Origin of the sequence: Snodgrassella alvi, from assembly GCF_002777745.1 — a bacterium.
Taxonomy (GTDB): Bacteria; Pseudomonadota; Gammaproteobacteria; order Burkholderiales; family Neisseriaceae; genus Snodgrassella; species Snodgrassella alvi_D.
Genome location: NZ_MEIO01000001.1, coordinates 17,599 through 41,765, shown reverse-complemented (window position 1 = coordinate 41,765; position 24,167 = coordinate 17,599). Strand labels below are relative to the sequence as shown.

The following is a 24,167-nucleotide window of genomic DNA, read 5'->3' as shown; positions in this document are numbered from 1 at the left end:
CAAAGAGGACATATACTTTTTACATTCTTGCTTTGAAACTTGCGATTTCTAAAAACATAATCACAGAATAATCATCTGTATCTCGTCCATATTCACAAAGCGTTACTTCATACTCAACCACTATAACGGCATTGTTACCAAATCAAAGTTTAAAAAGGAAACGTTTTGACGCTAGATATTTACTATAAAAAACACAGAAAGACCGAGCATGAGATTTAAGTTATCCTATTCGGTAGTTAGGTACTACAGCAATTTTAAATTGGACTATATACCATGATGTGCTAGAGTTTATATTTTTGTTTAGCAATAAATAAAGGCCGCTATTTGGATAGCGGCCTTTAATATAATTAATTGAAAAATTTATTTTTTCAATTCTTTTGCCAAATACAACCAAGTTTCAATCACGGTATCAGGATTCAGGGAAATGGTTTCAATCCCTTCTTCAATCAACCATTTGGCAAAATCAGCATGATCAGAAGGACCCTGCCCGCAAATACCGATGTATTTGTTTAATTTGCGACATGCCTGGATTGCCAGACTGAACATCACTTTAACTGCCGGATCGCGTTCATCGAAAGTGCTTGCAATCGGGCCACCGCTATCACGATCTACACCCAGAGTTAATTGAGTCATATCGTTTGAACCAATAGAGAAGCCATCAAAGTACTTAAGGAACTGTTCAGCTAATACTGCGTTCGTTGGTAATTCGCACATCATAATAAGGCGCAAGCCATTTTTACCACGTTCCAAACCATTGTCTTTCAGAGCGCGTATCACGTTTTCTGCTTCTTTTAAAGTACGTACAAATGGAATCATGATTTCAACGTTGGTCAAACCCATTTCATCGCGTACATATTTCAACGCTTTACATTCAAGTGCAAAACAGTCTTTGAAATCATCAGAAACATAGCGTGCAGCACCACGGAAACCCAACATCGGATTTTCTTCATGTGGTTCATATTTGTTACCACCAAGCAAATTGGCATATTCATTTGACTTAAAGTCAGACATACGCACAATCACTTTTTTGGGATAAACTGAAGCAGCCAGTGTAGCAACACCTTCAGCAATTTTATCAACGTAGAAATCTACCGGAGAGGTATAGCCTGCAACACGTTCTGTGATAGTAGCTTGTATCTGCTCATCCTGCTGATCAAATTCCAGCAAGGCACGAGGGTGGATACCAATCTGACGATTGATGATAAATTCCATACGTGCCAGACCAATACCATAATTAGGCAAACTGGAGAAGCTGAAAGCCAGCTCTGGATTCCCTACATTCATCATGATTTTGGCTGGTGATTCAGGCATATTATCTAAAGGTATTTCATTAACTTCAACCTTTAATAAACCTTCATAAACATAGCCTGTATCGCCTTCGGCACAAGAGACTGTTACTTCCTGACCATCCTGTAAGGCAGAAGTTGCATTTCCACATCCCACTACAGCCGGAATACCTAATTCACGGGCAATAATGGCAGCATGGCAAGTACGGCCACCACGATTGGTAATAATGGCAGAAGCACGTTTCATCACAGGTTCCCAATCTGGGTCTGTCATGTCAGTAACTAGTACATCACCTGGTAAAACTTTATCCATTTCATCAACGGTTTTAACCAGTCTCACTTTGCCCTGACCAACTTTCTGACCAATGGCGCGGCCTTCAATCAGAATGGCTGATTTATCATTTATCTGATAGCGGCGCAACACACGGCTGCTATTTTCCTGTGATTTTACTGTTTCAGGACGTGCCTGCAAAATATACAGCTTGCCATCAATACCATCACGCCCCCATTCAATATCCATCGGGCGACCATAATGTTCTTCAATCAGAAGTGCATATTGGGCTAGTTCAGTGATTTCTTCAGCGCTAATGGAGAATTTTTTTTGTTCAACAGGATCTACATCAACCGTCTGAACAGATTTTCCAGCCTGTGCTGCATCAGTGAAAACCATTTTAATCAGTTTTGAACCCATGGTTTTACGTAAAATAGCTGGACGACCCGCACGCAGGGTTGGCTTATGTACATAAAATTCATCAGGGTTTACTGCACCCTGTACCACTGTTTCGCCTAGGCCGTAAGATGAAGTAATGAATACTACCTGATCAAATCCGGATTCTGTATCCATGGTGAACATTACACCGGATGCGCCTTTATCAGAACGTACCATACGCTGTACGCCGGCAGACAGGGCTACTACATCATGAGCAAAATTCTTGTGAACACGATAAGAAATAGCACGATCATTGTACAGGGAGGCAAATACATGATGCATGGCCTCCTTGACATTATCATAACCGCTGATATTCAAAAATGTTTCTTGCTGACCAGCAAAAGAAGCATCAGGTAAATCTTCTGCAGTAGCAGAAGAGCGTACAGCTACGCAAATCTGGTCTGTACCGGCATCAGCTACCATTTTTTCCCATGCAGCCTGTAAATCTGATTCCAGTTCAGGCGGAAATGGGGTATCCATGATCCATTGACGGATTTGTTTACCTACTCTTGCCAGTTCGGCAACATTATCGACATCAAGTGCCTTGAGTTCATTATTAATACGTTCACTCAAACCTTCGTAGGCAAGAAATTTGCGATATGCTTCAGCAGTGGTAGCAAAACCACCGGGAACACGCACACCTTTTTCAGTGAGCTGAGAGATCATCTCGCCTAGAGAAGCATTTTTGCCGCCGACGCTTTCAACATCAGTCATGCGCAAATTTTCAAACCAGATTACGTTATTACCGGCCATGATGGTTATCCAGTGTGGAGTGGAAAAGTTGAAGACGGCTTATTCTAACTAGTCAGGTATAAAATGTCATGTATTTTTGGCTATTTATCTGCTTTTTGTAAATACAATTTAGCTTTGGTCAGGTTCTATTACCTCACAAATCATTGATAGCATAAGTTTTTTAACTAAAATTTCGATTTTTTAGTCAAATATACCAATTTTATTGATTTGTTAACAATTAAAATCCAAACATATGACCAAACTAGATTGGAATCTGCATTTTTATGCCAAAATATCGCAAGTTCAATGTGATTTATTTTTCCAAAATCAGTTATTGAAAAAAAGCCAACACCTAAAATATGAATTAAGGCAAAACTTCATTTACAATAGATAATCCGTTCAACTGTTGCAATTTCTTTAACTTAGGATTGTGTGATTAATTATGAACCCAGTACGCCAAGTTTTTTTCGTTTCCGACCGTACCGGAATTACAACTGAAAGTATGGGGCTGGCTTTACTGAATCAGTTTGACAGTATCGAATTCAAACGGGCTACCTACCCTTTTATAGACACGGAAATAAAAGCACGAGAAATTGTTGCTTTAATCAATAATGCTGCAAACCATTGTGAAGCACGTCCACTGGTTTTTTCGAGCATTGTTGATGAAAATGTCCGCAAACTGATTAAAACAAGTGCCGGTTTGCATATGAGTTTTTATGATGCTTTTATTGGTGAACTGGAAGATGAACTGGCCACAGAAGCTAATCACTCAATCGGCCGCACACATGGCATGCATGATACTGAACGTTACGATAAACGCATGGAGGCAATTAATTTTTCTCTTAACCATGATGATGGGATTACAGACCGAGAACTGAAAAAAGCTGATGTGATTTTAATGGGCGTATCCCGCAGTGGTAAAACCCCTACCTGCCTGTATATGGCTCTACAATATGGTATCCGTGCTGCCAATTATCCCCTTATTCCCGAAGATTTAGAAAGCAGTGAATTGCCCAGAATGCTACAGCCATTCCGGCACAAACTATATGGATTAACTATTGACGCAGACCGTCTTCATCATATTCGTTCGGAGCGCCGTCCTGATTCACGCTATGCCAGCCGTGATAATTGCCGTCGTGAGATTTTAACGGCCGAGGATATGTTTCGTCGTTTCAATATTCCCTACATCAATACTACGCATAAATCCATTGAAGAATTGGCGGCAAGTATTATTCTTGCTGCAAAGTTACAGCGCCGGTTTTGAAGTTGTTCAGATTCGTACATTTTCGCCTTGAAAATTTTCAGGGCTTTTTTATTGTTTTCAGCGCTATTAGTGTTAGTATCTAATCTAGACTGAGAAGAAAAATGCTTTTCATGGCATGACTTTAGCATTATCTTTCAGCGTCCGCCAACAAAAAATTTATCTCTTTAATACTTTAACTTAAGAAATCTTGCCATTTTTTTTACGGCATGGGATTATGCAATTCAGAATTCAGAATTTCTCTTAACTATTAAAACTTTGAGACTGATTTATGCAATTGCGTCCAGTTATTGGTATTCCATGTGATGTGAAGCAAATAGGTAAGTGGAATTTTCACGCTGTTGGTGAGAAATACATTCAAGCAGTACAGGATAGTGTTGGTGATGTAATTTTGTTACCTGCACTGGCTGATCAGAGTGTACTACAACGCTTGCTAACGCTAGTAGATGGTGTTTTTCTACCCGGTTCATACTCCAATATCGATCCAAAATGGTATGGCGGAGCTGCTGCACGTGAGGGAACATTGCAGGATGCAGCTCGCGATCATACTACTTTACCGCTTATCGTAGACCTTATTGATAAAGGTATACCGCTTCTGGGTGTTTGTCGTGGTTTACAAGAAATCAATGTTGCACTTGGCGGCACACTTCATCCGCATTTACAGGAAATACCCGGCTTTCTTGATCACCGGGAACCAGATAATCAGCCAATTGAAGTACAGTATGATGATGCACATGCAGTTAATCTGCACGCAGACAGTTTATTGATGCTGTGGCTGGCCACAGGCCAGCAACAGCATGTAGTGAATTCTTTACATCAGCAAGGAGTTAAATCGTTAGCACCAGGGCTTAGCATAGAAGCAACTGCACCAGATGGCCTGATTGAAGCATTCAGAATTGATGCTGCACCGTTATTTGGCTATGCAGTGCAGTGGCATCCTGAATGGCTATATGGGCAAAAACCGCTTTCTATCGCTATTTTTAAAGCTTTTCATGAAGCATGTATGCAATATAAATTGCATAAGCAACAAAAGGAATCATTTTAAGGTGACTTATGTATGATGGCATATTTAACTGGCTCAAAGAACATGGTATTACTGAAGTAGAATGTATTTTGCCAGACATTACAGGTGTAGCTCGCGGCAAAATTATTCCAAAAGACAAATTCATATCTGAACCAGATATGCGTTTACCCGAAGCCGTGTTACTGCAAACGGTTACCGGCGAATATCCGCAATCCAATCTGCTGGATGAAACTGATGCGGATATGGAATTAAAGGCTGACCCTACCACGCTGCGTTTTGTTCCCTGGGCACAGGAGCCAACAGCATCGCTGATATTCGACTGTTTCTCTCCAGATGGCCTACCGGTAGAGACCGCTCCGCGTAATGTTCTCAAACGCATATTAAAACTGTATGAAAATATGGGGTTGGAGCCGATTGTTGCTCCTGAAATGGAGTTTTATCTTATTTCGCCTAACCCGGATCCTGATGTACCTCTACAGCCACCGATAGGACGCACAGGGCGCAGTGAATTTGGACGCCGCTCCTATGCCGTGGATGCAGTCAATGAATTTGACCCATTATTTGAGGAAATATACGATTATTGTCATGAACAAAATCTTGAAGTAGACACCCTGATCCATGAAATTGGTGCAGCCCAGATGGAAATTAATTTTCTGCACGGCAATGCTCTGGATTTAGCTGATCAGGTATTTCTGTTTAAACGTACCGTACGGGAGTCAGCATTTCATCACAAAATGTATGCCACTTTTATGGCCAAGCCTATGGAAGGCGAACCAGGCAGTGCTATGCACATTCACCAGAGCCTGAATGAAGTAAAAAGTGGTAATAATGCTTTCAGTAATGCCGATGGCACCCCTTCCAATCTATTTTTTCATTTTATTGGCGGTCTGCAAAAATATCTGCCTCTGACCATGCCATTTTTTGCTCCGTACGTAAATTCGTTTCGTCGTCTGACTCGTTTTACTGCGGCACCAACCAATGTAGAATGGGGTAATGACAATCGTACGGTCGGCTTGCGCGTTCCTCGATCCAGCGCTAAAGGCCGGCGTATTGAAAACCGGCTGGCCGGAGTAGATGTTAATCCCTATTTGGCGATAGCCTGCTCGTTGGGCTGTGGCTATCTGGGGATTAAGGAACGGTTACAGCCACGCGCGCCCATGGTTAGTAACGCATATTCCCTGCCCTATCAATTTCCTACTACGCTGGAAGAATCTATAGAACGCCTACGCCAGTGTGAACCAATTCACGATTTATTGGGTCAGCGCTTTGTTGAGATGTATATTGCAGTAAAGGAACAAGAAGTATCTGAATATTTTCGGGTTATCAGCCCTTGGGAACGTAAATATCTGCTGTTGCATGTCTGAAACACGCCCATGGCCGGCTTTGTCGGCCGGCTGTTTACAGTCAGCTCAGCTAAAACCTGTACCATTTATAACAAAGGAGTATTTTACATGACTAAAAAAACCGATACCAAACATGCTGTAAAACATCATCTGCATCCATTTTCAGATAATGGACAGCTTAAAAAACATGGCGTACGTATGATGGTTAAAGCCAAAGGCATTTATGTCTATGACAGTGACGGTAATGAAATCATCGATGGCATGGCCGGATTATGGTGTGTAAACATTGGTTACGGACAAAAGAAACTGGCTAAAATTGCTGAGAAACAAATGGAAGTTTTGCCGTTTTATAACACTTTTTTCAAAACCACCCATCCGGCTGTGATTAAATTATCCGAAAAATTAGTGGAAATAACTCCGGCCGGATTTAATCATGTGTTCTATACCAATTCTGGTTCAGAATCAATTGATACAATGATACGCATGGTGCGTCACTACTGGACATCAGTAGGACAGCCAACCAAAAAAATCATTATCGGTCGCTGGAATGGCTACCACGGTTCAACCATTGGCGGTGCCAGCTTAGGCGGCATGAAAAGCATGCATGAACAAGGTGATTTACCTATTGCCAATATCGTCCATATCGAACAGCCTTGGTATTACGGTTTAGCCAACGACAATGAAAGTGAAGAAGAATTCGGCATCCGAGCCGCTAACTGGCTTGAAGAAAAAATCCTGTCGCTGGGTGCTGATAAGATTGCCGCTTTTGTCGGAGAACCAATTCAGGGGGCTGGAGGCGTAATTATTCCACCAGCAAACTACTGGCCACGAATTGAAGCTATCTGCAAAAAATATAACATTTTGCTGGTATCTGATGAGGTAATTTGCGGCTACGGCCGTACCGGAAAATGGTTTGGTTTCGAAACACTCGGATTTACCCCTGATATTTTGACTACAGCTAAGGGGTTGTCTTCTGGATATTTACCCATTGGTGCTGTGCTGGTAAATGACAGAGTTGCCGAAGGCTTGCTGGCGGGAGGAGAATTCAATCATGGCTTTACTTACAGCGGCCATCCGGTTGCAGCAGCAGTCGCATGTGAAAACCTCAACATCATCGATAATAAGAACATTACTGAAAAGGTACGCACCAAAATTGGACCATATTTGCGTAAACGCTGGCATGAAACATTCAGTCAGTTTAAATACGTTGCAGACATCCGTGCTGAAGGACTAATGTGTGGTTTCACTCTGGTAAAAAATCGCGAAACCCGGGAATTTTTTAAGGATTTTGGCAGCACAGGTTTGATTTGCCGGGATATCTTTTTTAAAAATAATCTGATTTTCCGCGCCTGTGGCGACCACATAGTAGCGGCTCCTCCACTGATTATCTCAAAAAAGGAAATCGATACTATGCTGGCCATTGCTGCCAACTGTATGCGTGAATTTGAAGAGCTTATGGATAAAAAGTTGAACAACCCTACTGATCAGACTTCTTGAAATCGGTCTAGTCAAGCAACAGACCTGAGTTAACTCAGGTCTTTTTAATTCTGTTATACCAAGGCTCTAATCACCCTGGTCACACTCCAAGCCTTTAAAAGCCATATTGGATATCGGATTTAGCACCAGATTTGCCTTCTGTGGCGTTAAAGTGAGCGGAACAGTTCGCTTAACCAGTACCAGACCATAAACCGCGGCCAGATGTGGCCACCAGCGATTACCCACGTACTCAATAGTCTTATAATTTTTCCCGAAACAAGCAGGAATGCCATAACCCATAAACTGACCTTCTTCCAGATACAGACCATAGCTCTGCATCCGGTTCACCACAGTACTTGCAGAGAAAAGAGTTAAAGCTGGTTGGCTGTGTATGCTGCACTGATAAAACAGGCGCCAATACCCGTGGACATTCAGCCCAGTTAGTATAATATGCCCTCCTGGCACCAATACACGAGCCATTTCTGCCATAGCAGTATCATGACTGGATATTCTATCCAGACCGTGCGGCCAGATAACTGTATCTATACTCTGTGGTGCCCAGGGCAAAGCCATGCTATCAGCAACAACGACTACATTTTCATCCGCCTGTTCGCTTTGTACAAGGTATTGCGACTCAGCAGCAAATACATTCTGGAACTGCCATTGTGAAAATCCACATTGCATAATAGTACCAAAACGCAACGCTGATAATTTATGTCGTATAAACTGATGTTCAAGCTGGCTTAGATACAAACCAAAAGCATGCTCTGCCAACCAGTTTTCCAATCGCAGATAACTCATTCACAGCACCATTGTGTATATATTAAATTACTATCATAATCATTTAAAAGATTCTATTGCATTTACATCATTACTGTAAAAATAGGGATTTATCCTTGACCGTTAAGAATTTCCTCTTTAATATTAATAGGATTTTGCATAAATTTTACGGTTATACGAATGGCTCAATTGAAGCATATGGTACTCGCGCTCACCAGCCTAGTACTTGCACCCTCTATCTCATTTGCCCAATCTTACACCAGTAATGGCATCGGATTATCAATCATGAACCTGAATACAGCCACCCTGAAGGGAAAAGCGTATTCTACTCATGATATCTGGGTGCGTATGCGTAAGGATTTTCGTATGACCGAAGTCAATCCTGAAATCGTTCGCAAACACGAGCAATATTATTCAAGCCATGGCGATTATTTCAATCGAACCATACGGCGCAGCCAGCCATATTTATATCACATTGTGAATGAGGCAGAAAAACGCCAGATGCCGGCTGAAGTAGCTTTATTGCCGTTTATTGAAAGTGCTTTTGTCAGCAAGGCACAGTCTCGCGTGGGTGCATCAGGATTATGGCAATTCATGCCTAAGAGTGGACGCCAGTATGGACTGGAACAAACCAATCTTTATGATGGGCGTCATGACGTATATGCCGCTACTGACGCTGCTTTAACCTATCTGCAATATCTGTATAGTCTGTTTGGTGACTGGTCACTGGCGATGGCTGCCTACAACTGGGGTGAGGGCAATGTGGGTAAGGCCATTAAACGCGCCCAACTGGCCGGTATTGAGCCAACTTATGAAAATCTGCGCATGCCCAACGAAACCCGCAATTATGTGCCAAAACTGCTGGCAGTGCGCAATATTATTGAAAACCCAAAAGCATTTGGCATCAATCTGGCGTCTGTACCAAATCGCCCCTATTTTGAAGCCATCAGTATTGACCAGCCGATTGACATTGATGCGGCTGCCCGTTTGGCTAATATATCTACCTCAGAATTTTTAACACTTAATCCAAGCTTCAAGAGTCCAGTATTTATTCCGAAACAAAATCGCAAAATGTTGCTGCCGATTACCGCAGTGAATACATTTGAACATAATTACCGCAACGCAGATAAAAACAACCTACTGTCTTGGAATATATTTAAAGCTTTTACACCTACAAGTGTAACAGAATTAGCTGCCCAGACTGGCATGAGCAGTGCAGAAATAAAACGGCTGAATAATTTAAGCAGCAATACCGTACCAGCCGGACGTAGTCTGCTGATTAGTAAAAACAGCTTGAATACCCAAATCCTAGATTCTTTCAGCAACAGCGATACCGATCCATTGCTGAATATAGCCATGGCACAGCCTGTGCTGCCTCCGGGTACATTTATAACTCATCCTACTGTAACTGTAGCCCAGTCAGAAAATGTAGCCAACAACAATCTGGAAGCACCAACTATTGCCCGTACAACGGCAGTTATTACTACTACACTTAATACCGAACAGCCATTACCAGCAAATACAACAGTACAAACTGTGGTTGCTACAAACACACCAGCAACGGTTAATTCACCTGTATCTGTAGTAGCAGAAAATAACGATGCACTGATGCAAATGGCGCAAAATGCACAACTACAAGCTCTTGCTGCCGCTTCAGTGCAAAAAACACTGGCACTGGCTGAACGTGAAGAAGCACAAGTTTCTCGTAAAGCAGAAAACCGTCCTGAACGTACTGCACGAAATATAATTAATGTTGCAGACCGTCGCAGTAATAGCTCACATAAAGTGAATAAAGGTGATACTTTATTTTCCATTGCCCAGCGCTATAACATAAATGTTGCCGATCTGGTAACTGCAAATAATCTGCGCGGTCACAACCTGCAAGTAGGACAAGTACTGAAAATCAACACCAATGGTAACGGCAAACGTGTGCTGGCTTCTGCACATAAGAGAAGCAACTCTAAAGCCAATATTGTTCCAGTGTCGTATACAGTTAAAAAAGGCGATACACTTAGCAGCATAGCTCAGCGTCTGAATATTCCCGTGAGTAAACTGAAAAAGGTGCATGGCAAACAAGTATTGCGCCCTGGACAGAAAATCAAACTCACTAATATGTAATATAATACTTTCTCAAAGCATTAGTACAAAAAAGGTTAGTGCTCAATACACTAACCTTTTTTACAAGTAATAGATCCGCAATAGATCTTATATTGCCGAAAGAACACTCACACTAGCTGAAATAAATTCCACTCATTTACTCCAGTACTAGATGCTACAAGATATAGCTGATACCCAGATAAATTATTGCACCTATATTCTGAATTTAATAATACATATCCCGACACTCAGCCAGCACAAGTAACAATGCTAAACAGTCTACCAGTTGACCATCTAGCTATATTTTAACGCCTTTCGCACAATATTTTTTGCGAGCAGATAATATTGCCACTCATAGTTTCCAGTTTACCTACGACCAGTAAAAGCCAGAATACCAAGCAAAGACACCAGCAGTTTTTGACGAAAAAATAAAACCTACAAGCACAATAATAAAAAGCTTATATCAGCAATTGTTACTGCTTTCACTGTAGGAACTACCTAATGATGTCTAAAATAGCGCCTGATTGAAATTAGCATTATAACAACAGCCAGCATCAAACCTTACAACTGTACTAAAAACACCAGCTCAATCAAAACATAAACCATTTAGTAACAACAAATTAGCAACATCACATAGGCACAAAACTAAAAGATAAAATATATTTATCCATTGCTGCTACAAACTCTGCACAATTAATACTAATGAATATTCTGTGCACAAAACGATGCATATTAGCATACACATTTTTTTATAAACTGCTAGAATCCTAACAGCAGGATAAAGAATCTCATTAAATCCTTTTCAGACCTCAAAGAAATTCTTAATTATGTTTTACTTTAGTATTAATAGCCTAGACAATCATCATCTTGGTTTTCTGGTATTGATGGACGAAGAGGATTCCACTTATACCAATGGCGCTACCGGTTATTATGCAATCAAGGCACAAGCGGATGAAACAGACCAGCAGGCCTGCCCGGTACAATGGCAAATATTGAAGCAGTTATCTCAATATGGCAGCCTAAGCTGGTACAGACAATCCGATTATGTGCAATTATGTAATGCTGAAAACAATATTATCGGTCGTTTACAGCAACAGCATCTTAATCTGTGTGGTCAGCATTTTCTGCTTAACGACCTCACAGGTACCCTGTAACCAACCAGTACCCTTTTGCAAAGTCATTTATGTCTACTCCTGATATGCTGCCATCTGGCAACCAGTTTGCTTTTGCTCGTACCAGACGGTTTCTGCCACTATTTGGTACTCAGTTTTTTGGTGCATTTAACGATAATCTTTTTAAAACCGCATTATTCGTGCTCATTAGCTTTTATGGTTTAGGTGCTAATTCTTGGTTACCAGCCAGCCAAATGCTGAATGCCGGAGCCTTACTGTATATCCTGCCCTATTTTCTGTTTTCTGCCTTGTCCGGAGAATTATCTAACAAACTGGATAAAGCCATACTGGCACGCTGGATCAAAACCGCAGAAATCTGCATTATGCTGGTAGCTGGCTTTGGCTTCTGGCTGCACTCAGTAACGATATTAATGCTATGCCTGTTTCTGATGGGGACACACTCCACCCTATTTGGCCCTTTGAAATATGCTATTTTGCCTGAGTATCTGCCACAATATGAATTATTGAATGGTAACAGCCTGATTGAAAGTGGCACCTTTTTATCGATACTGCTTGGGCAGATTTTCGGTACCATTCTGGCAGGCACAGATACCATATGGCTGTTTGGTATTCTGTTACTTGTGTCTATATTGGGGCAACTGATTAGCATGTTTATGCCACGCGTACCGGCACAGATTCCACAACAGTATGTTGATGCAAACATTCTGCGCAGTACCAGACAACTACTCAAACAAACCTATCAACAAAAAGACATCTGGTTAGCCATAGTCGGTATTTCTTGGTTCTGGCTGATTGGTTCGGTATACATTACTCAGCTTCCCACCTTTACTCGTCTGAATCTGGGTGGCAATGATGCAGTTTTTAATCTGATGCTAACCTTGTTTTCATTAGGTATTGGCAGTGGATCAATTGCCTGTGCGCGCCTGAGCCGTCACCAGTTACATCTGGGTTTAGTTATATTTGGCACACTTGGTATGAGTATTTTTGGCTTGCTGCTGGTATGGTTTACACAGTCACTGCATAATCTGCCCATTGAGGGCATCGGTACATTTCTGAACCGCCCTTACAGTCTGGTAATAATGCTATGCATTATTGGTATCGGCTTTTGTGGCGGTTTCTTCTCTCTGCCACTATATACATGGTTGCAGACGACCAGCAGCAATGAATTCCGTGCTCATGCAATTGCCGCCAATAACATTATTAATGGTCTGTTTATGGTCTGTGCGGCGATATTGAGCGCAGTACTTATCTGGATGTTTAACAGTATTAATGCCCTCTATCTGATTGTCGCTTTGGGAAATATACCGATTTTATTTTATTTATGGCGCAGTCAAGAATTACGCATTGATTTTAAGAGGTTTATTTTACGCAAACATTAAAACCTTTACCTGACAGCTTTAAATTAAAGTTTTGAAATGGGTATAATATCGAATGGTTTTAAAAAAACAGCAATTTGATTAAAGCCATTATCCCATTTCATTAGCTCGGGCAAGGCATTATGTCAGATAACGACACAATTCATATTCGCGGTGCACGTACACATAATCTTAAAAACATAGATCTGGACATACCTCGCCATCAGCTGGTAGTCATTACCGGCTTGTCAGGCAGTGGTAAATCTTCTCTGGCTTTTGACACCTTATATGCAGAAGGCCAACGGCGTTATGTTGAAAGCCTTTCGGCTTATGCTCGCCAGTTTCTGCAAATGATGGAAAAGCCGGATGTGGATTTAATTGAAGGCCTGTCCCCGGCTATTTCCATTGAACAAAAAGCCACCAGCCACAATCCCCGTTCCACTGTAGGCACAGTAACTGAAATTCATGATTACCTGCGCTTACTATATGCACGGGTAGGTACACCATATTGCCCCGAACACAATTTACCCCTTTCCAGTCAAACCGTTTCACAAATGGTAGACCATGTTCTGGCGCTACCAGAGGATACGAGGGTAATGATTCTGGCACCAGCGGTACGCGGCCGTAAAGGTGAATTCATAGACTACTTTGCCGATTTACAAGTGCAGGGTTTTGCCCGCGTACGGATTGATGGAGAAGTGTATGCGGTTGAAGAAGTACCTAAGCTACAGAAAAACATCAAGCATGATATCGATGTAGTCATCGACCGGGTAAAAGTACGCAGCGATATTAAGCAACGTCTGGCTGAAAGTTTTGAAACTGCACTGCGTCTTGGTAATGAACGTGCACTGGCTATAGAAATAGACAGTGAAAAAGAACACTGGTTTTCTGCCCGTTTCGCCTGCCCGGTATGCTCATACAGTCTACAGGAACTAGAACCGCGACTGTTCAGTTTCAACAACCCTGTCGGAGCCTGCCCCAATTGTGATGGATTGGGCAGCATGGATTATTTCGACCCAGAGCGCGTGGTTATGCATCCGGATCTGTCTCTGGCCGCAGGAGCAATCAAAGGTTGGGATAAACGTAATACTTTTTATTTTCAGATGATTCAATCACTGGCCAATCATTTTAATTTTGACGTTGATACACCATTTAATCAGCTTAAAGAAAAAATCCAAAACATAGTTCTGTATGGTTCTGGCAAGGAACAGATTGAATTTACCTATTTGTCAGAACGCGGCACTAAATTTACCCGCAGTCATCCATTTGAAGGCATTTTACCCAATCTGGAACGGCGTTATAGGGAAACCGATTCTGCCACAGTACGTGAAGAGTTGGCTCAATACCAAAGCCATCAAGCCTGCCCGGCATGTGGGGGAGCCCGTCTGCGTACTGAAGCACGTTACGTTTATGTAGGCGGCAAGTCATTACAAGATGTAAACGCCTGGCCACTCACAATTACATTGGACTTCTTCCAAAACCTGAATCTGGAAGGTAACAAAAAACAGATTGCCGAAAAAATTCTCAAAGAAATCAATGAACGTCTTGGTTTCCTGATTAATGTTGGCCTCAATTATCTCAGCTTGGCACGCAGCGCAGAAACATTGTCTGGCGGTGAAGCGCAACGTATCCGTCTGGCCAGCCAGATTGGTTCCGGCCTGACCGGAGTAATGTACGTGTTGGATGAACCTTCCATCGGCCTGCACCAGCGCGACAACGACCGTCTACTTGATACCCTGAAGCACCTGCGCGATTTAGGGAACAGCGTAATCGTGGTTGAGCATGATGAAGATGCCATCCGAGCTGCTGACTTTGTTGTCGATATGGGACCCGGTGCCGGTGAACACGGTGGACATGTAATCATAGCGGCGCCACCAAAGCAGATTTCCGCCTGCCAAGAATCGATCACCGGCCAATATCTCAGTGGTAAAAAAGCCATCAGTATACCGGCACAGCGTAGTCCTGTAGATAAAAAACGCTTATTGATATTAAGCGGAGCTAGAGGCAATAATCTCAAAAACGTTACTTTGACATTACCGCTTGGATTGATTACCTGTATTACCGGCGTATCTGGCAGCGGTAAATCTACTCTGATCAATGATACACTGGCGAAAATTACAGCACGTGAGCTGAACCGTGCCAGTGAAGAACCTGCACCATATGACAATATTCAGGGACTGGAACAGCTGGACAAGGTAATAAATGTCGATCAATCGCCTATAGGTCGTACCCCACGTTCCAACCCAGCCACCTATACAGGACTATTCACCCCAATCCGCGAACTGTTTGCCGGCGTGCCACTATCGCGAGAGCGTGGTTACAGTGTTGGGCGGTTTTCCTTTAACGTGAAGGGCGGACGCTGTGAGGCCTGTCAGGGTGATGGCGTAATTAAAGTCGAAATGCATTTCCTGCCCGATATCTATGTTCCTTGCGAAGTTTGTCACGGCAAGCGTTATAACCGCGAAACACTAGAAATCCAATACAAAGGTAAAAACATCAGTGAAATTCTAGAAATGACAGTTGAAGAAGCCTGCTCCTTCTTTGATGCAGTACCAACAGTAAAACGCAAATTGCAAACATTATTGGACGTTGGGCTAGGCTATGTGCGTCTGGGGCAGTCCGCTACCACCTTGTCGGGTGGCGAGGCTCAGCGTGTCAAGCTGGCACTGGAATTATCCAAACGCGATACTGGCCGCACCCTGTACATATTGGACGAACCTACCACAGGCTTGCACTTTGCTGATATTGCCTTGTTACTGGATGTAATCCAGCGTCTGAAAGGCAAAGGCAACAGCATCGTTATCATCGAACATAATCTGGATGTAATCAAAACAGCTGACTATATCGTTGACCTTGGTCCGGAAGGTGGTGATGGTGGCGGTACCATTATTGCAGAAGGCACCCCAGAAGAAGTTGCAGCCAATCGAAAAAGCTATACTGGTAAGTATCTTAAGCCAATGCTGCGCAAATAACCTTGTATTCTGACTGACTAATTACAAGGTATACCCATATGTAAAAAACACATACAACATGCATTTTGTGTTAATGTTAAACAATATGTCTTAACGCTTATCTCATCAAGGTGAAATATGAAAAAATTGTTATTTGCATTATTATCTGTGGCAGCAATCAGTACCGTACTCACTGCATGCAGCCAGAAAAATGAAACTGCATCGTCAGCCAATACCAGCAGCGCATCAGCTGCTACCAGCGAAACCGTACTTAAAGTAGCAGCCTCACCAGTACCTCATGCTGAAATTCTTCAGGTAGCCAAACCATTACTGCAAAAAGAAGGTATCGATTTACAGATTGTACAAATGACAGATTACGTGCGTCCGAATATCGCTTTGGCTGAAAAAGATATTGATGCCAACTTTACCCAGCACAAACCCTATCTGGACGATTTCGTACAAAAACATAAAATGCAGTTAACACCAGTTGTTAACATCCATGTGGAACCAATGGGTATTTACTCTAAAAAGGTTAAATCACTCAACGAAACTCCTGACGGCGGCCTGGTAACCATTCCAAATGATGCCTCTAATGGCGGTCGTGCCTTGCTATTACTGCAAAAAGCTGACTTAATCAAACTTAAAGCTGATGCAGGTATCAGTGCTACTGTACGCGATATTGTAGACAACCCGAAACATCTGAAAATTACCCCAATAGACGCACCGCAGTTACCACGTACTTTGAATGATGCCACCTTAGCCGTAATTAATACCAATTTTGCCCTGGAAGCCAAACTGGTACCGACTAAAGATGCATTGTTCATTGAAGAAAAAGATTCTCCATACGCAAACATGCTGGTTGTCCGCACCGGTGATGAAAACCGCGCAGCAATTCAAAAACTGAAACAGGCCATGACCTCGCCTGAAGTGAAAAAATTTATAGAAGAAAAATATCAGGGTGCAATTATTCCTGCATTCTGATTAACCACGCATTACTAATCAATATAAATAACCCTCAGGCCAGAAGGCCTGAGGGTTATATTTTTACATCTGGAAAGAACACCGGTAATTCATTACAAATCGCGCGGGCTAACTGCCTGCCACTGTCCTAAAGGCAAGTCCAGTGAAAAAACATTTAACCGCCCGATACCAACCCGTACCAGACGCAAACATGGCCAGCCTACTCTGGCACACATGCGCCGCACCTGCCGATTTTTACCTTCACTGATGCGGATTTGCAGCCAGAAATCTGCTACCGTCTTGCGTTCACGGATTGGCGGCACCCGTGGCCATAAGCGGGCACTATCAGCAGCACTAAGCACACTCACCTGTGCCGGAGCTGTCATAAAATCCCCCAAATCTACACCTCGTTCCAGTTGCTGCAAGCGTTCCGCATCTGGCCTACCCTCTACCTGTACCCAGTAAGTTTTCACCAGCTTATATTTTGGATGGGCAATTTTTGCCTGCAAACGTCCGTTTGCAGTCAACAATAATAACCCCTCACTATCCGTATCCAATCGGCCAGCAGGATAAATATCCGGCAAAGGCACATATTGCTTCAAGGTAGGATATTTTTCATGGGCACTAAACTGACAAATCACTCCATATGGTTTATTCAGTACAATCAATTCCGGCACAGACATTATTTATCCAATCAACAAATAAGGCTGTCAAAAATAATTTTGACAGCCTGTCCCTCCAACAATAATACAGGGACTTAACTGAGCAATAAAGCATCGTCAGTTACTTTTTCGCCCTGCGTATGTTCAAACATTTTTAACAAATCAGTAACACTCATACCGGCACGCTTATCGCCAGCTACATCCAGCACCACCCGTCCCTGATGCAACATAACAGTACGCGAACCATGATCCAAAGCCTGCTGCATCGAATGAGTTACCATCATCGCAGTCAACTTGTTTTCGCACACAATGCGGTCAGTCAGTTCGAGCACAAAAGCAGCTGTTTTCGGGTCTAAAGCAGCAGTATGTTCGTCCAGCAACAGAATTTTGGAACTCTGCAATGATGCCATTAGCAAACTGACAGCTTGCCTCTGACCACCCGAAAGCAGGCCGATCCGATCACTAAGACGATTTTCCAGCCCCAGATTAAGCATAGCCAGTTTTTCCCGAAACAGTTCACGGTACTGGCGCTTAATCGCCGCACGCAAACCGCGTCCGCTCCCGCGCCTGAGTGCCAGCGCCATATTTTCTTCTATGGTCAGAGCTTCACAGGTACCAGCCAGCGGATCCTGAAACACTCGTGCTACCAATGGCGCACGCTTATAGGCTGGTTCATAGGTCACATCCTTATTATTAATAGTAATGCTGCCAGAATCCACCAAAGTATCACCACTTATCGCGTTAAGGAAAGTGGACTTGCCAGCACCATTACTGCCGATAACCGTAACAAACTCACCTTCAGCAATACTCAAGCTCATGCCACGCAAAGCAGGATTTTCAATAGGAGTTCCTGCATTGAATGTCAGACGTAAATCATTTGCGCGCATCATGCTTTTAATTTCCTTTTAAAATAACCTTTGATTGCCGGCAAACGCAAAGCCAATACCACCAGAATGGCCGTTACCAGATTCAGATCTTGTGGGCCGAAGCCGATATGCTGCAGTGTATCGCTCCCTAATGCCAGTGCAATAAACGCACGGTACAATACCGCACCCACAATCACTGCCAGTGTAATCACTAAAAAGCGCTTACCGGGAATCAGTGTTTCACCGATAATCACCGCCGCCAGACCAACAACAATTGTACCGATACCAATAGAAATATCAGCGCCACCCTGCGTCTGCACAAATAAAGCACCGGCCAGAGCAATAAACGCATTAGAGATTGCCATGCCCAGCAACAAAATACGCGAAGTATTTACACCCTGTGCTCGTGCCATTCGTGCATTTACCCCAGTGGCACGCATTGACAGACCTATTTCAGTGGCAAAAAACCAGTCCAGAAACAATTTGGCAACCAAAACAAAACCGAATATCACCAACGGCTGTATCCAATACTGATTACTAAAATCAGCATTGAAGAATGGTGTAAATACACTGGGCTGATCCAGCAAGGGCAGATTGGGCGCTCCCATAATACGCAGATTCACCGAATACAAAGCCACCATTACCAGAATACTGGCTAAAAGTTGCATGATTTTCAGAGAAACATGTAACCATGCTGTCAACAAGCCAGCACAGGCTCCGGCAACACCACCAAGTGCCGTCGCCAGCCACGGATTAACACCATAAGTAACACAAACTGCAAACACAGCACCACCTAGTGGAAAACTGCCATCAGCAGTTAAATCGGGAAAATCCAGAATACGAAATGAAATCAGCACACCCAGAGCAACAAGGGCATATATCAGCCCGCTTTCTAAAGCACCAAATAAAGCTATAGAAGACATATTATCCAATTAATAAATTGTGGTTGAAAATAAAAACAACATCGGCAAAGCCTGAACCAGCCTGCCGATGTGACGATATTCAGCACGAAGACTGTTATCCTAATTGATTACTTTAGCCTGCTTGAGTAGCTGTGGTGATAATGTAATACCCTGTTCTGCGGCATTGGATTTACTTACCAGCAAGTCGAGTTGTTCAACAGACATACGCTGTGGCGCAATATCGCCGGCTTGTTCACCCTTAAGAATTCGACCTACAATCTTTCCTGTAGCTACACCAAGCTCATGATAATTAACGCCCATTGCCACAGCAGCACCACGTTTTACCGAACCAGTATCTGAAGCCACCAGCGGCATTTTCATGTCTTTGGCTACCTTGTACATGGATTCATAGGCTGAAACCACATTATTATCCAGCGCAGTATAAATCAGGTTTGCCTTACCTTGTAGGCTTTTTGTAGCCATAGGCACATCAGTAGTACGCTGCGCCGGAACAGCAGCCACATTAATACCATCTTTGGCCAGTAAAGTTTGCAATTGTTTCAGCACCACGGTGGAATTCACTTCACCCGGACTATACACATAGCCAACAGTTTTCAGATCAGGTACCACTTGTTTCATCAAATCAATCTGCGGTTGCAACGGCAGCTCATCAGACACACCAGTAACATTAGTTTTACTCGGCTCCCAGTTTGCCACCAGTTTGGCTGCTACAGGATCGGTTATCGCCGCAAACACGACCGGAATTTTGCGTGTTACCGCAACCATAGACTGTGCACTCGGTGTGCCAATTGCCACAATCGCATCCGGATTATTACCAGCAAATTTTTTAGCAATCTGGCTGGCTGTAGCCGTATTACCCTGTGCGCTTTGGAAATCAAGCTGTAGATTCTTGCCCTGTTCATAGCCTTCGGCACGCAATTCATCAATCACACCCTGACGTACAGCATCAAGTGCCGGATGTTCTACAATTGCCGTAATGGCTACTTTCTTCATACCATTATCACTGGTCTTGCCGCCCTGTTCGGATGGCGAACATGCTGTAAGTAAACAGGCAGCAGTTAAACCCAGAATTCGTAATGTTTTTTTCGCTCCGAGCATATTGGGTTCCTTAACACAAGGTTATTCAGAAGCAATTTAGCCATAAAATTACTTACACCCACTCAGATAAGCAGATGCTGACGTAAATTATACAAAAAAACCAGTATGAATGCGTAATCAAAATTATCAAAATAAACTATTTTATACTAGAATAAAAATTCAGAGGATTACCTTTACCAGCAATAAAATTTCAAATAATAGATTAAATTGTTAAAATAGTGCCCATAACTAGCCAACCTTGCCATATCTCACTTTTCTTTCCAGAGCAAAATATCTGTCTAGTTCCAGCCCGCCAGCTATACAGGCCGGAAACCACATAGCCAGGTTTTCCAAAACAGCCGCTGCTGACGTGGACGCGGTACAATTAACTGATACTGTAAAATATTCACCAGCCCATCCTGCTCAATCTCCCTTAGCAGAGCAGCAGCAATCGCCAGCATAGCCAGACTGGCACGCTGCCGGTATTTGTCTACGCGCGGTAACAAAGCCACAACAGATTTAAACTGCCCCTTTAATTCAGCTAGCCACGTATTTAATAAAGCCATAAATTCAGCACTACCGTGTCCATTCAGAACCACTGAAGCAGGAACATTAAATTCCTGCAACATGGCTACTGGAATATAAAGCCTACCTAGTCGCGCGTCTGCCCCAATTTGCGAAAACAGTTTTACTGTTTGGCATAATTCACCAACTTTTTCGGCAAATTCCAACGTTTGTTGCTCAGTAAATCCTAATACCCTGCTACTTAGCCGCCCCTGTACCATACCTGTTTGACATGCATATTGACGTAACTGATTCATATCCTGAAATCTAGCCAGAGTTAATTCCGTATAATGCGCATTAATTAGAGCCATTAACTCAGACTGCGGCAAAGCATACTCTGCAATGAACGATTGTAAAGCCTGCATTAAAGGATGCTCCGGCATTGCTTTATCAACATACAGCAGGCTTATCTGCTGTTGCCACCAGTTAAGAGTAGTGAGCGCCAAATTAGCTTCCGTACAGTCCTGTACTACTTCCAGCAACTCCTGTTGCAGCGCATATAACACCACCAGTGCCTGACGCTGTACACGAGAAAGAAAAGGAAAACGAAATGCCATAGCATTCTTGCTATGGCATATTTTCTGATAACAATATTCTAATGGCTGCACAGCAATGGATCAATTTTAATCTAAACGGATATTGTAACCTGTTCCAGCAATTTCTCCAGCAATTTCTGCGTGCAAAAATTTAATTTTTCAGCATATCCTTTTTCACCTCACCCGAACGCAGAATAAAATTCAGCCTGCCTTCCCAGAATTCAATCAGAAATAAATCATCTTTAGCCAAGTGCTGCTGCTGCATTTTCTGCTCCAGCCACTTTTCATCCTTATTTATTCGCTGCAATTCAGTTGTACGAACTTCACCATCCTTGAATAAAATCAATGAAGGATACTTGCCCTTATCTGTAAGCACCGTTAATGAACCACTGGGTTCAATCTGTGCATAATTCACTTCCTGAAAAGAAGTAACGCCCTGAGCATGCAAAAGCGAAGCCACATTTAAAATATCAATCTTATTTCTCTTACGCAGGATATTATCCATTAAAAAACGTCCGTCTTTCATAATCGGAATCGGTTCACCAATCGCAAACATCCTGAAAAAACTCACATGCTTACAGATCCAATTTAAGAGTGAAATCAGACTGACACCAATCAACAGCACAATAACATACTGATAAATCGGAATATCCTCATTATAAATAACGCCGCCTATAATTCCACCAAGTACAAAATTACCAATAAAATCAACCGGCGTCATCTGATTCAGCTGGGTTTTACCGGTAAAATTCAAATGCAATATCACAATTAAAAAGCCTACAAGAAACTTGGCCAGCACCCATAAATAGTATTCCATAAGAATTCCTAACTTTATTTCAAAGTCAAACTCCCGGCCAACAACTATCGGCTCAGGCTCCTTCCCTTTATACAAGCATAATTCCTACTGTGAAAACATAAACATTTCTAACATCAACCTAACGCAATAGTATTTCAAACATTTGATAAAAATAAATTTTTTACCAAAAATTTCTGAAATCACATAAGAATATGAATTTAACAACAAAATTAAAAGTTTGATTGCAATCTGATAAATTAAATTTCCTTATATACATAAAAAGTAAATAAAAGTTATAGACAACGCTTTGCCATATAAATAAAATTACATAGCAGGTATAACCAGATTGATACACCGATTTCCGCTATAATTAAATTCTTTACATATTGAATAAACATCTATGTCAAATCAGCGTCTCATCATCGGCTTTCATGCAGTTAACGCCCGTTTATGGCAAAACCCTGCCAGCATTATTGAACTTTATGTGCTTGAAGGAAAACATGACGCCCGCATGCGTGATGTATTAAGCAAAGCTGAAACAGAAAACGTGCGCGTTATCAGCGCAGATCAGGCACGTCTCGATACCCTGAGCAAACACGCACGCCATCAGGGTGTAGTCGGCTTTATCGATGCATCAAGACAGCATGTAGACATAGAGGATGTACTCGAAAACCTGAATGAACCCCCGCTATTACTAATTCTTGATGGCATTACCGACCCGCATAATCTGGGTGCCTGCCTGCGCGTAGCAGATGTTATGGGTGTTCATGCCGTTATCGCGCCCAAAGACAAAAGTGCTGGCCTCAATGCCACCGTAAGTAAAGTAGCTTGTGGTGCAGCCGAAACCGTGCCCTATATCACCGTTACCAATCTGGCACGTACCATCCGTGAATTGAAACAGCGTGGTATCTGGATTGTTGGTACCGATATGGAAGGCAGCGCGGATTTATACCATTTTACTGCCCCTGAAGCCGTAGCTTGGATAATGGGTGCCGAAGGCAACGGTATGCGCCGTTTGACACGTGATCTGTGTGACACACTGGTATCCATTCCCATGTTCGGAACTGTTGAAAGCCTGAATGTTTCCGTAAGTACCGGAATTGTCCTGAGCGAAACCCGCCGGCAAAGAATACTGGCTGCCAAAAGCTAAAACTGAAATAAACACCTATTCCTGACAACCACTACAAAATTGGAGATACAGATGATTTGGTGCATTGCTGCTCTAATACTGTTCGTACTTGAAATGTTTAGCGGTACATTTTATCTGCTGGTTATCAGCGCCTCATTAATGAGCGCTGGTTTGGCAGAATGGCTGCTGCAAACCAATAACAACATCAATATTTTAATTGCCTCTGCTTTTTCCATTATTGGCATTATCATTGTACGATTGTGGCAAAAGCAGCATCCACGCGAAAATAAAACCAAAGCAAGTGATGATCCGGATTACGGCCAGACTGTGGTGCTCACCCAGCCGCTTACCGATGACTTATGGCAGGTACACTACCGTGGCACCACTTGGCAGGCACGTTTTACTCAGCCCACTAGCGCAAAAGCCGGCGACAGTGCCCAAATCATCAGCCATAACGGCAATATCCTAAATATTATTTCTCAAGCATCCACCACTACTCAGGAATAA

At 42.7% G+C, this 24,167-nt stretch carries 19 protein-coding genes; 11 read left to right on the top strand and 8 right to left on the bottom strand.

What is annotated here, in order from left to right; all coding sequences use genetic code 11:
* Positions 1-360 precede the first annotated feature (360 nt).
* A complete protein-coding gene (ppsA, locus tag BHC51_RS00180) occupies positions 361-2,748 on the bottom strand; it encodes a phosphoenolpyruvate synthase (protein WP_100123037.1) in 2,388 nt (795 codons plus the stop codon).
* A 421-nt stretch (positions 2,749-3,169) separates the two neighbouring features.
* Between ppsA and ppsR the strand changes: the two genes are divergently transcribed.
* The 4 genes from ppsR (at position 3,170) to BHC51_RS00160 (ending at position 7,852) form a co-directional block, all read left to right on the top strand.
* A complete protein-coding gene (gene ppsR / locus BHC51_RS00175) occupies positions 3,170-3,991 on the top strand; it encodes a posphoenolpyruvate synthetase regulatory kinase/phosphorylase PpsR (RefSeq protein WP_100153049.1) in 822 nt (273 codons plus the stop codon).
* Between the two features lie 268 nt (positions 3,992-4,259).
* On the top strand, positions 4,260-5,033 hold the full coding sequence (locus BHC51_RS00170; protein WP_100136263.1) for a gamma-glutamyl-gamma-aminobutyrate hydrolase family protein: 774 nt from the start codon (positions 4,260-4,262) through the stop codon (positions 5,031-5,033).
* Between the two features lie 8 nt (positions 5,034-5,041).
* A complete protein-coding gene (locus BHC51_RS00165; protein WP_100123040.1) occupies positions 5,042-6,376 on the top strand; it encodes a glutamine synthetase family protein in 1,335 nt (444 codons plus the stop codon).
* An 87-nt stretch (positions 6,377-6,463) separates the two neighbouring features.
* Positions 6,464-7,852, top strand: a complete 1,389-nt coding sequence (locus BHC51_RS00160; RefSeq protein WP_100153076.1) for an aspartate aminotransferase family protein — start codon at positions 6,464-6,466, stop codon at positions 7,850-7,852.
* A gap of 66 nt (positions 7,853-7,918) precedes the next feature.
* Here the strand turns inward: BHC51_RS00160 and BHC51_RS00155 are convergent, their stop codons facing one another.
* Positions 7,919-8,632 (bottom strand): class I SAM-dependent methyltransferase, encoded by a 714-nt coding sequence (locus BHC51_RS00155; protein ID WP_100136264.1) that lies wholly within the window; start codon positions 8,630-8,632, stop codon positions 7,919-7,921.
* Positions 8,633-8,791: 159 nt separating this feature from the next.
* Here BHC51_RS00155 and BHC51_RS00150 point away from each other — a divergent pair, with 159 nt between their 5' ends.
* The 5 genes from BHC51_RS00150 (at position 8,792) to BHC51_RS00130 (ending at position 17,128) form a co-directional block, all read left to right on the top strand.
* The gene (locus BHC51_RS00150; RefSeq protein WP_100153048.1) at positions 8,792-10,729 is read left to right on the top strand and encodes a lytic transglycosylase; all 1,938 of its coding nucleotides are present in this window, start codon (positions 8,792-8,794) and stop codon (positions 10,727-10,729) included.
* Positions 10,730-11,535: 806 nt separating this feature from the next.
* A complete protein-coding gene (locus BHC51_RS00145; RefSeq protein ID WP_100099055.1) occupies positions 11,536-11,862 on the top strand; it encodes an HLGFF motif protein in 327 nt (108 codons plus the stop codon).
* A 29-nt stretch (positions 11,863-11,891) separates the two neighbouring features.
* The gene (locus BHC51_RS00140) at positions 11,892-13,220 is read left to right on the top strand and encodes an MFS transporter (RefSeq protein ID WP_257381434.1); all 1,329 of its coding nucleotides are present in this window, start codon (positions 11,892-11,894) and stop codon (positions 13,218-13,220) included.
* A gap of 119 nt (positions 13,221-13,339) precedes the next feature.
* Positions 13,340-16,168 (top strand): excinuclease ABC subunit UvrA, encoded by a 2,829-nt coding sequence (gene uvrA / locus BHC51_RS00135; RefSeq protein ID WP_100099056.1) that lies wholly within the window; start codon positions 13,340-13,342, stop codon positions 16,166-16,168.
* Positions 16,169-16,285: 117 nt separating this feature from the next.
* Positions 16,286-17,128, top strand: a complete 843-nt coding sequence (locus BHC51_RS00130) for a MetQ/NlpA family ABC transporter substrate-binding protein (RefSeq protein WP_100153047.1) — start codon at positions 16,286-16,288, stop codon at positions 17,126-17,128.
* Positions 17,129-17,220: 92 nt separating this feature from the next.
* On the opposite strand, the gene BHC51_RS00125 is transcribed toward BHC51_RS00130, so the two are convergent.
* The 6 genes from BHC51_RS00125 to BHC51_RS00100 all read right to left on the bottom strand — a co-directional run bounded on the left by BHC51_RS00125 (position 17,221) and on the right by BHC51_RS00100 (position 22,552).
* Positions 17,221-17,790 (bottom strand): pseudouridine synthase, encoded by a 570-nt coding sequence (locus BHC51_RS00125; RefSeq protein WP_100153046.1) that lies wholly within the window; start codon positions 17,788-17,790, stop codon positions 17,221-17,223.
* A gap of 74 nt (positions 17,791-17,864) precedes the next feature.
* Positions 17,865-18,659, bottom strand: a complete 795-nt coding sequence (locus tag BHC51_RS00120; RefSeq protein ID WP_100099059.1) for an ABC transporter ATP-binding protein — start codon at positions 18,657-18,659, stop codon at positions 17,865-17,867.
* The gene (locus BHC51_RS00115; protein ID WP_100099060.1) at positions 18,656-19,558 is read right to left on the bottom strand and encodes an ABC transporter permease; all 903 of its coding nucleotides are present in this window, start codon (positions 19,556-19,558) and stop codon (positions 18,656-18,658) included. The genes BHC51_RS00120 and BHC51_RS00115 overlap by 4 nt, the downstream gene beginning before the upstream one ends.
* Before the next feature lie 99 nt (positions 19,559-19,657).
* Positions 19,658-20,656 carry an ABC transporter substrate-binding protein gene (locus tag BHC51_RS00110; protein WP_100099061.1) on the bottom strand — a complete coding sequence of 333 codons (999 nt, stop codon included), beginning with the start codon at positions 20,654-20,656 and terminating at the stop codon, positions 19,658-19,660.
* A gap of 296 nt (positions 20,657-20,952) precedes the next feature.
* A complete protein-coding gene (locus BHC51_RS00105; protein WP_100099062.1) occupies positions 20,953-21,756 on the bottom strand; it encodes a squalene/phytoene synthase family protein in 804 nt (267 codons plus the stop codon).
* A 130-nt stretch (positions 21,757-21,886) separates the two neighbouring features.
* Positions 21,887-22,552 carry a DUF421 domain-containing protein gene (locus BHC51_RS00100; RefSeq protein ID WP_100136269.1) on the bottom strand — a complete coding sequence of 222 codons (666 nt, stop codon included), beginning with the start codon at positions 22,550-22,552 and terminating at the stop codon, positions 21,887-21,889.
* 379 nt (positions 22,553-22,931) lie between these two features.
* Between BHC51_RS00100 and rlmB the strand changes: the two genes are divergently transcribed.
* A complete protein-coding gene (rlmB, locus tag BHC51_RS00095) occupies positions 22,932-23,681 on the top strand; it encodes a 23S rRNA (guanosine(2251)-2'-O)-methyltransferase RlmB (protein WP_100153045.1) in 750 nt (249 codons plus the stop codon).
* 51 nt (positions 23,682-23,732) lie between these two features.
* Positions 23,733-24,167 carry an NfeD family protein gene (locus BHC51_RS00090; protein WP_100153044.1) on the top strand — a complete coding sequence of 145 codons (435 nt, stop codon included), beginning with the start codon at positions 23,733-23,735 and terminating at the stop codon, positions 24,165-24,167.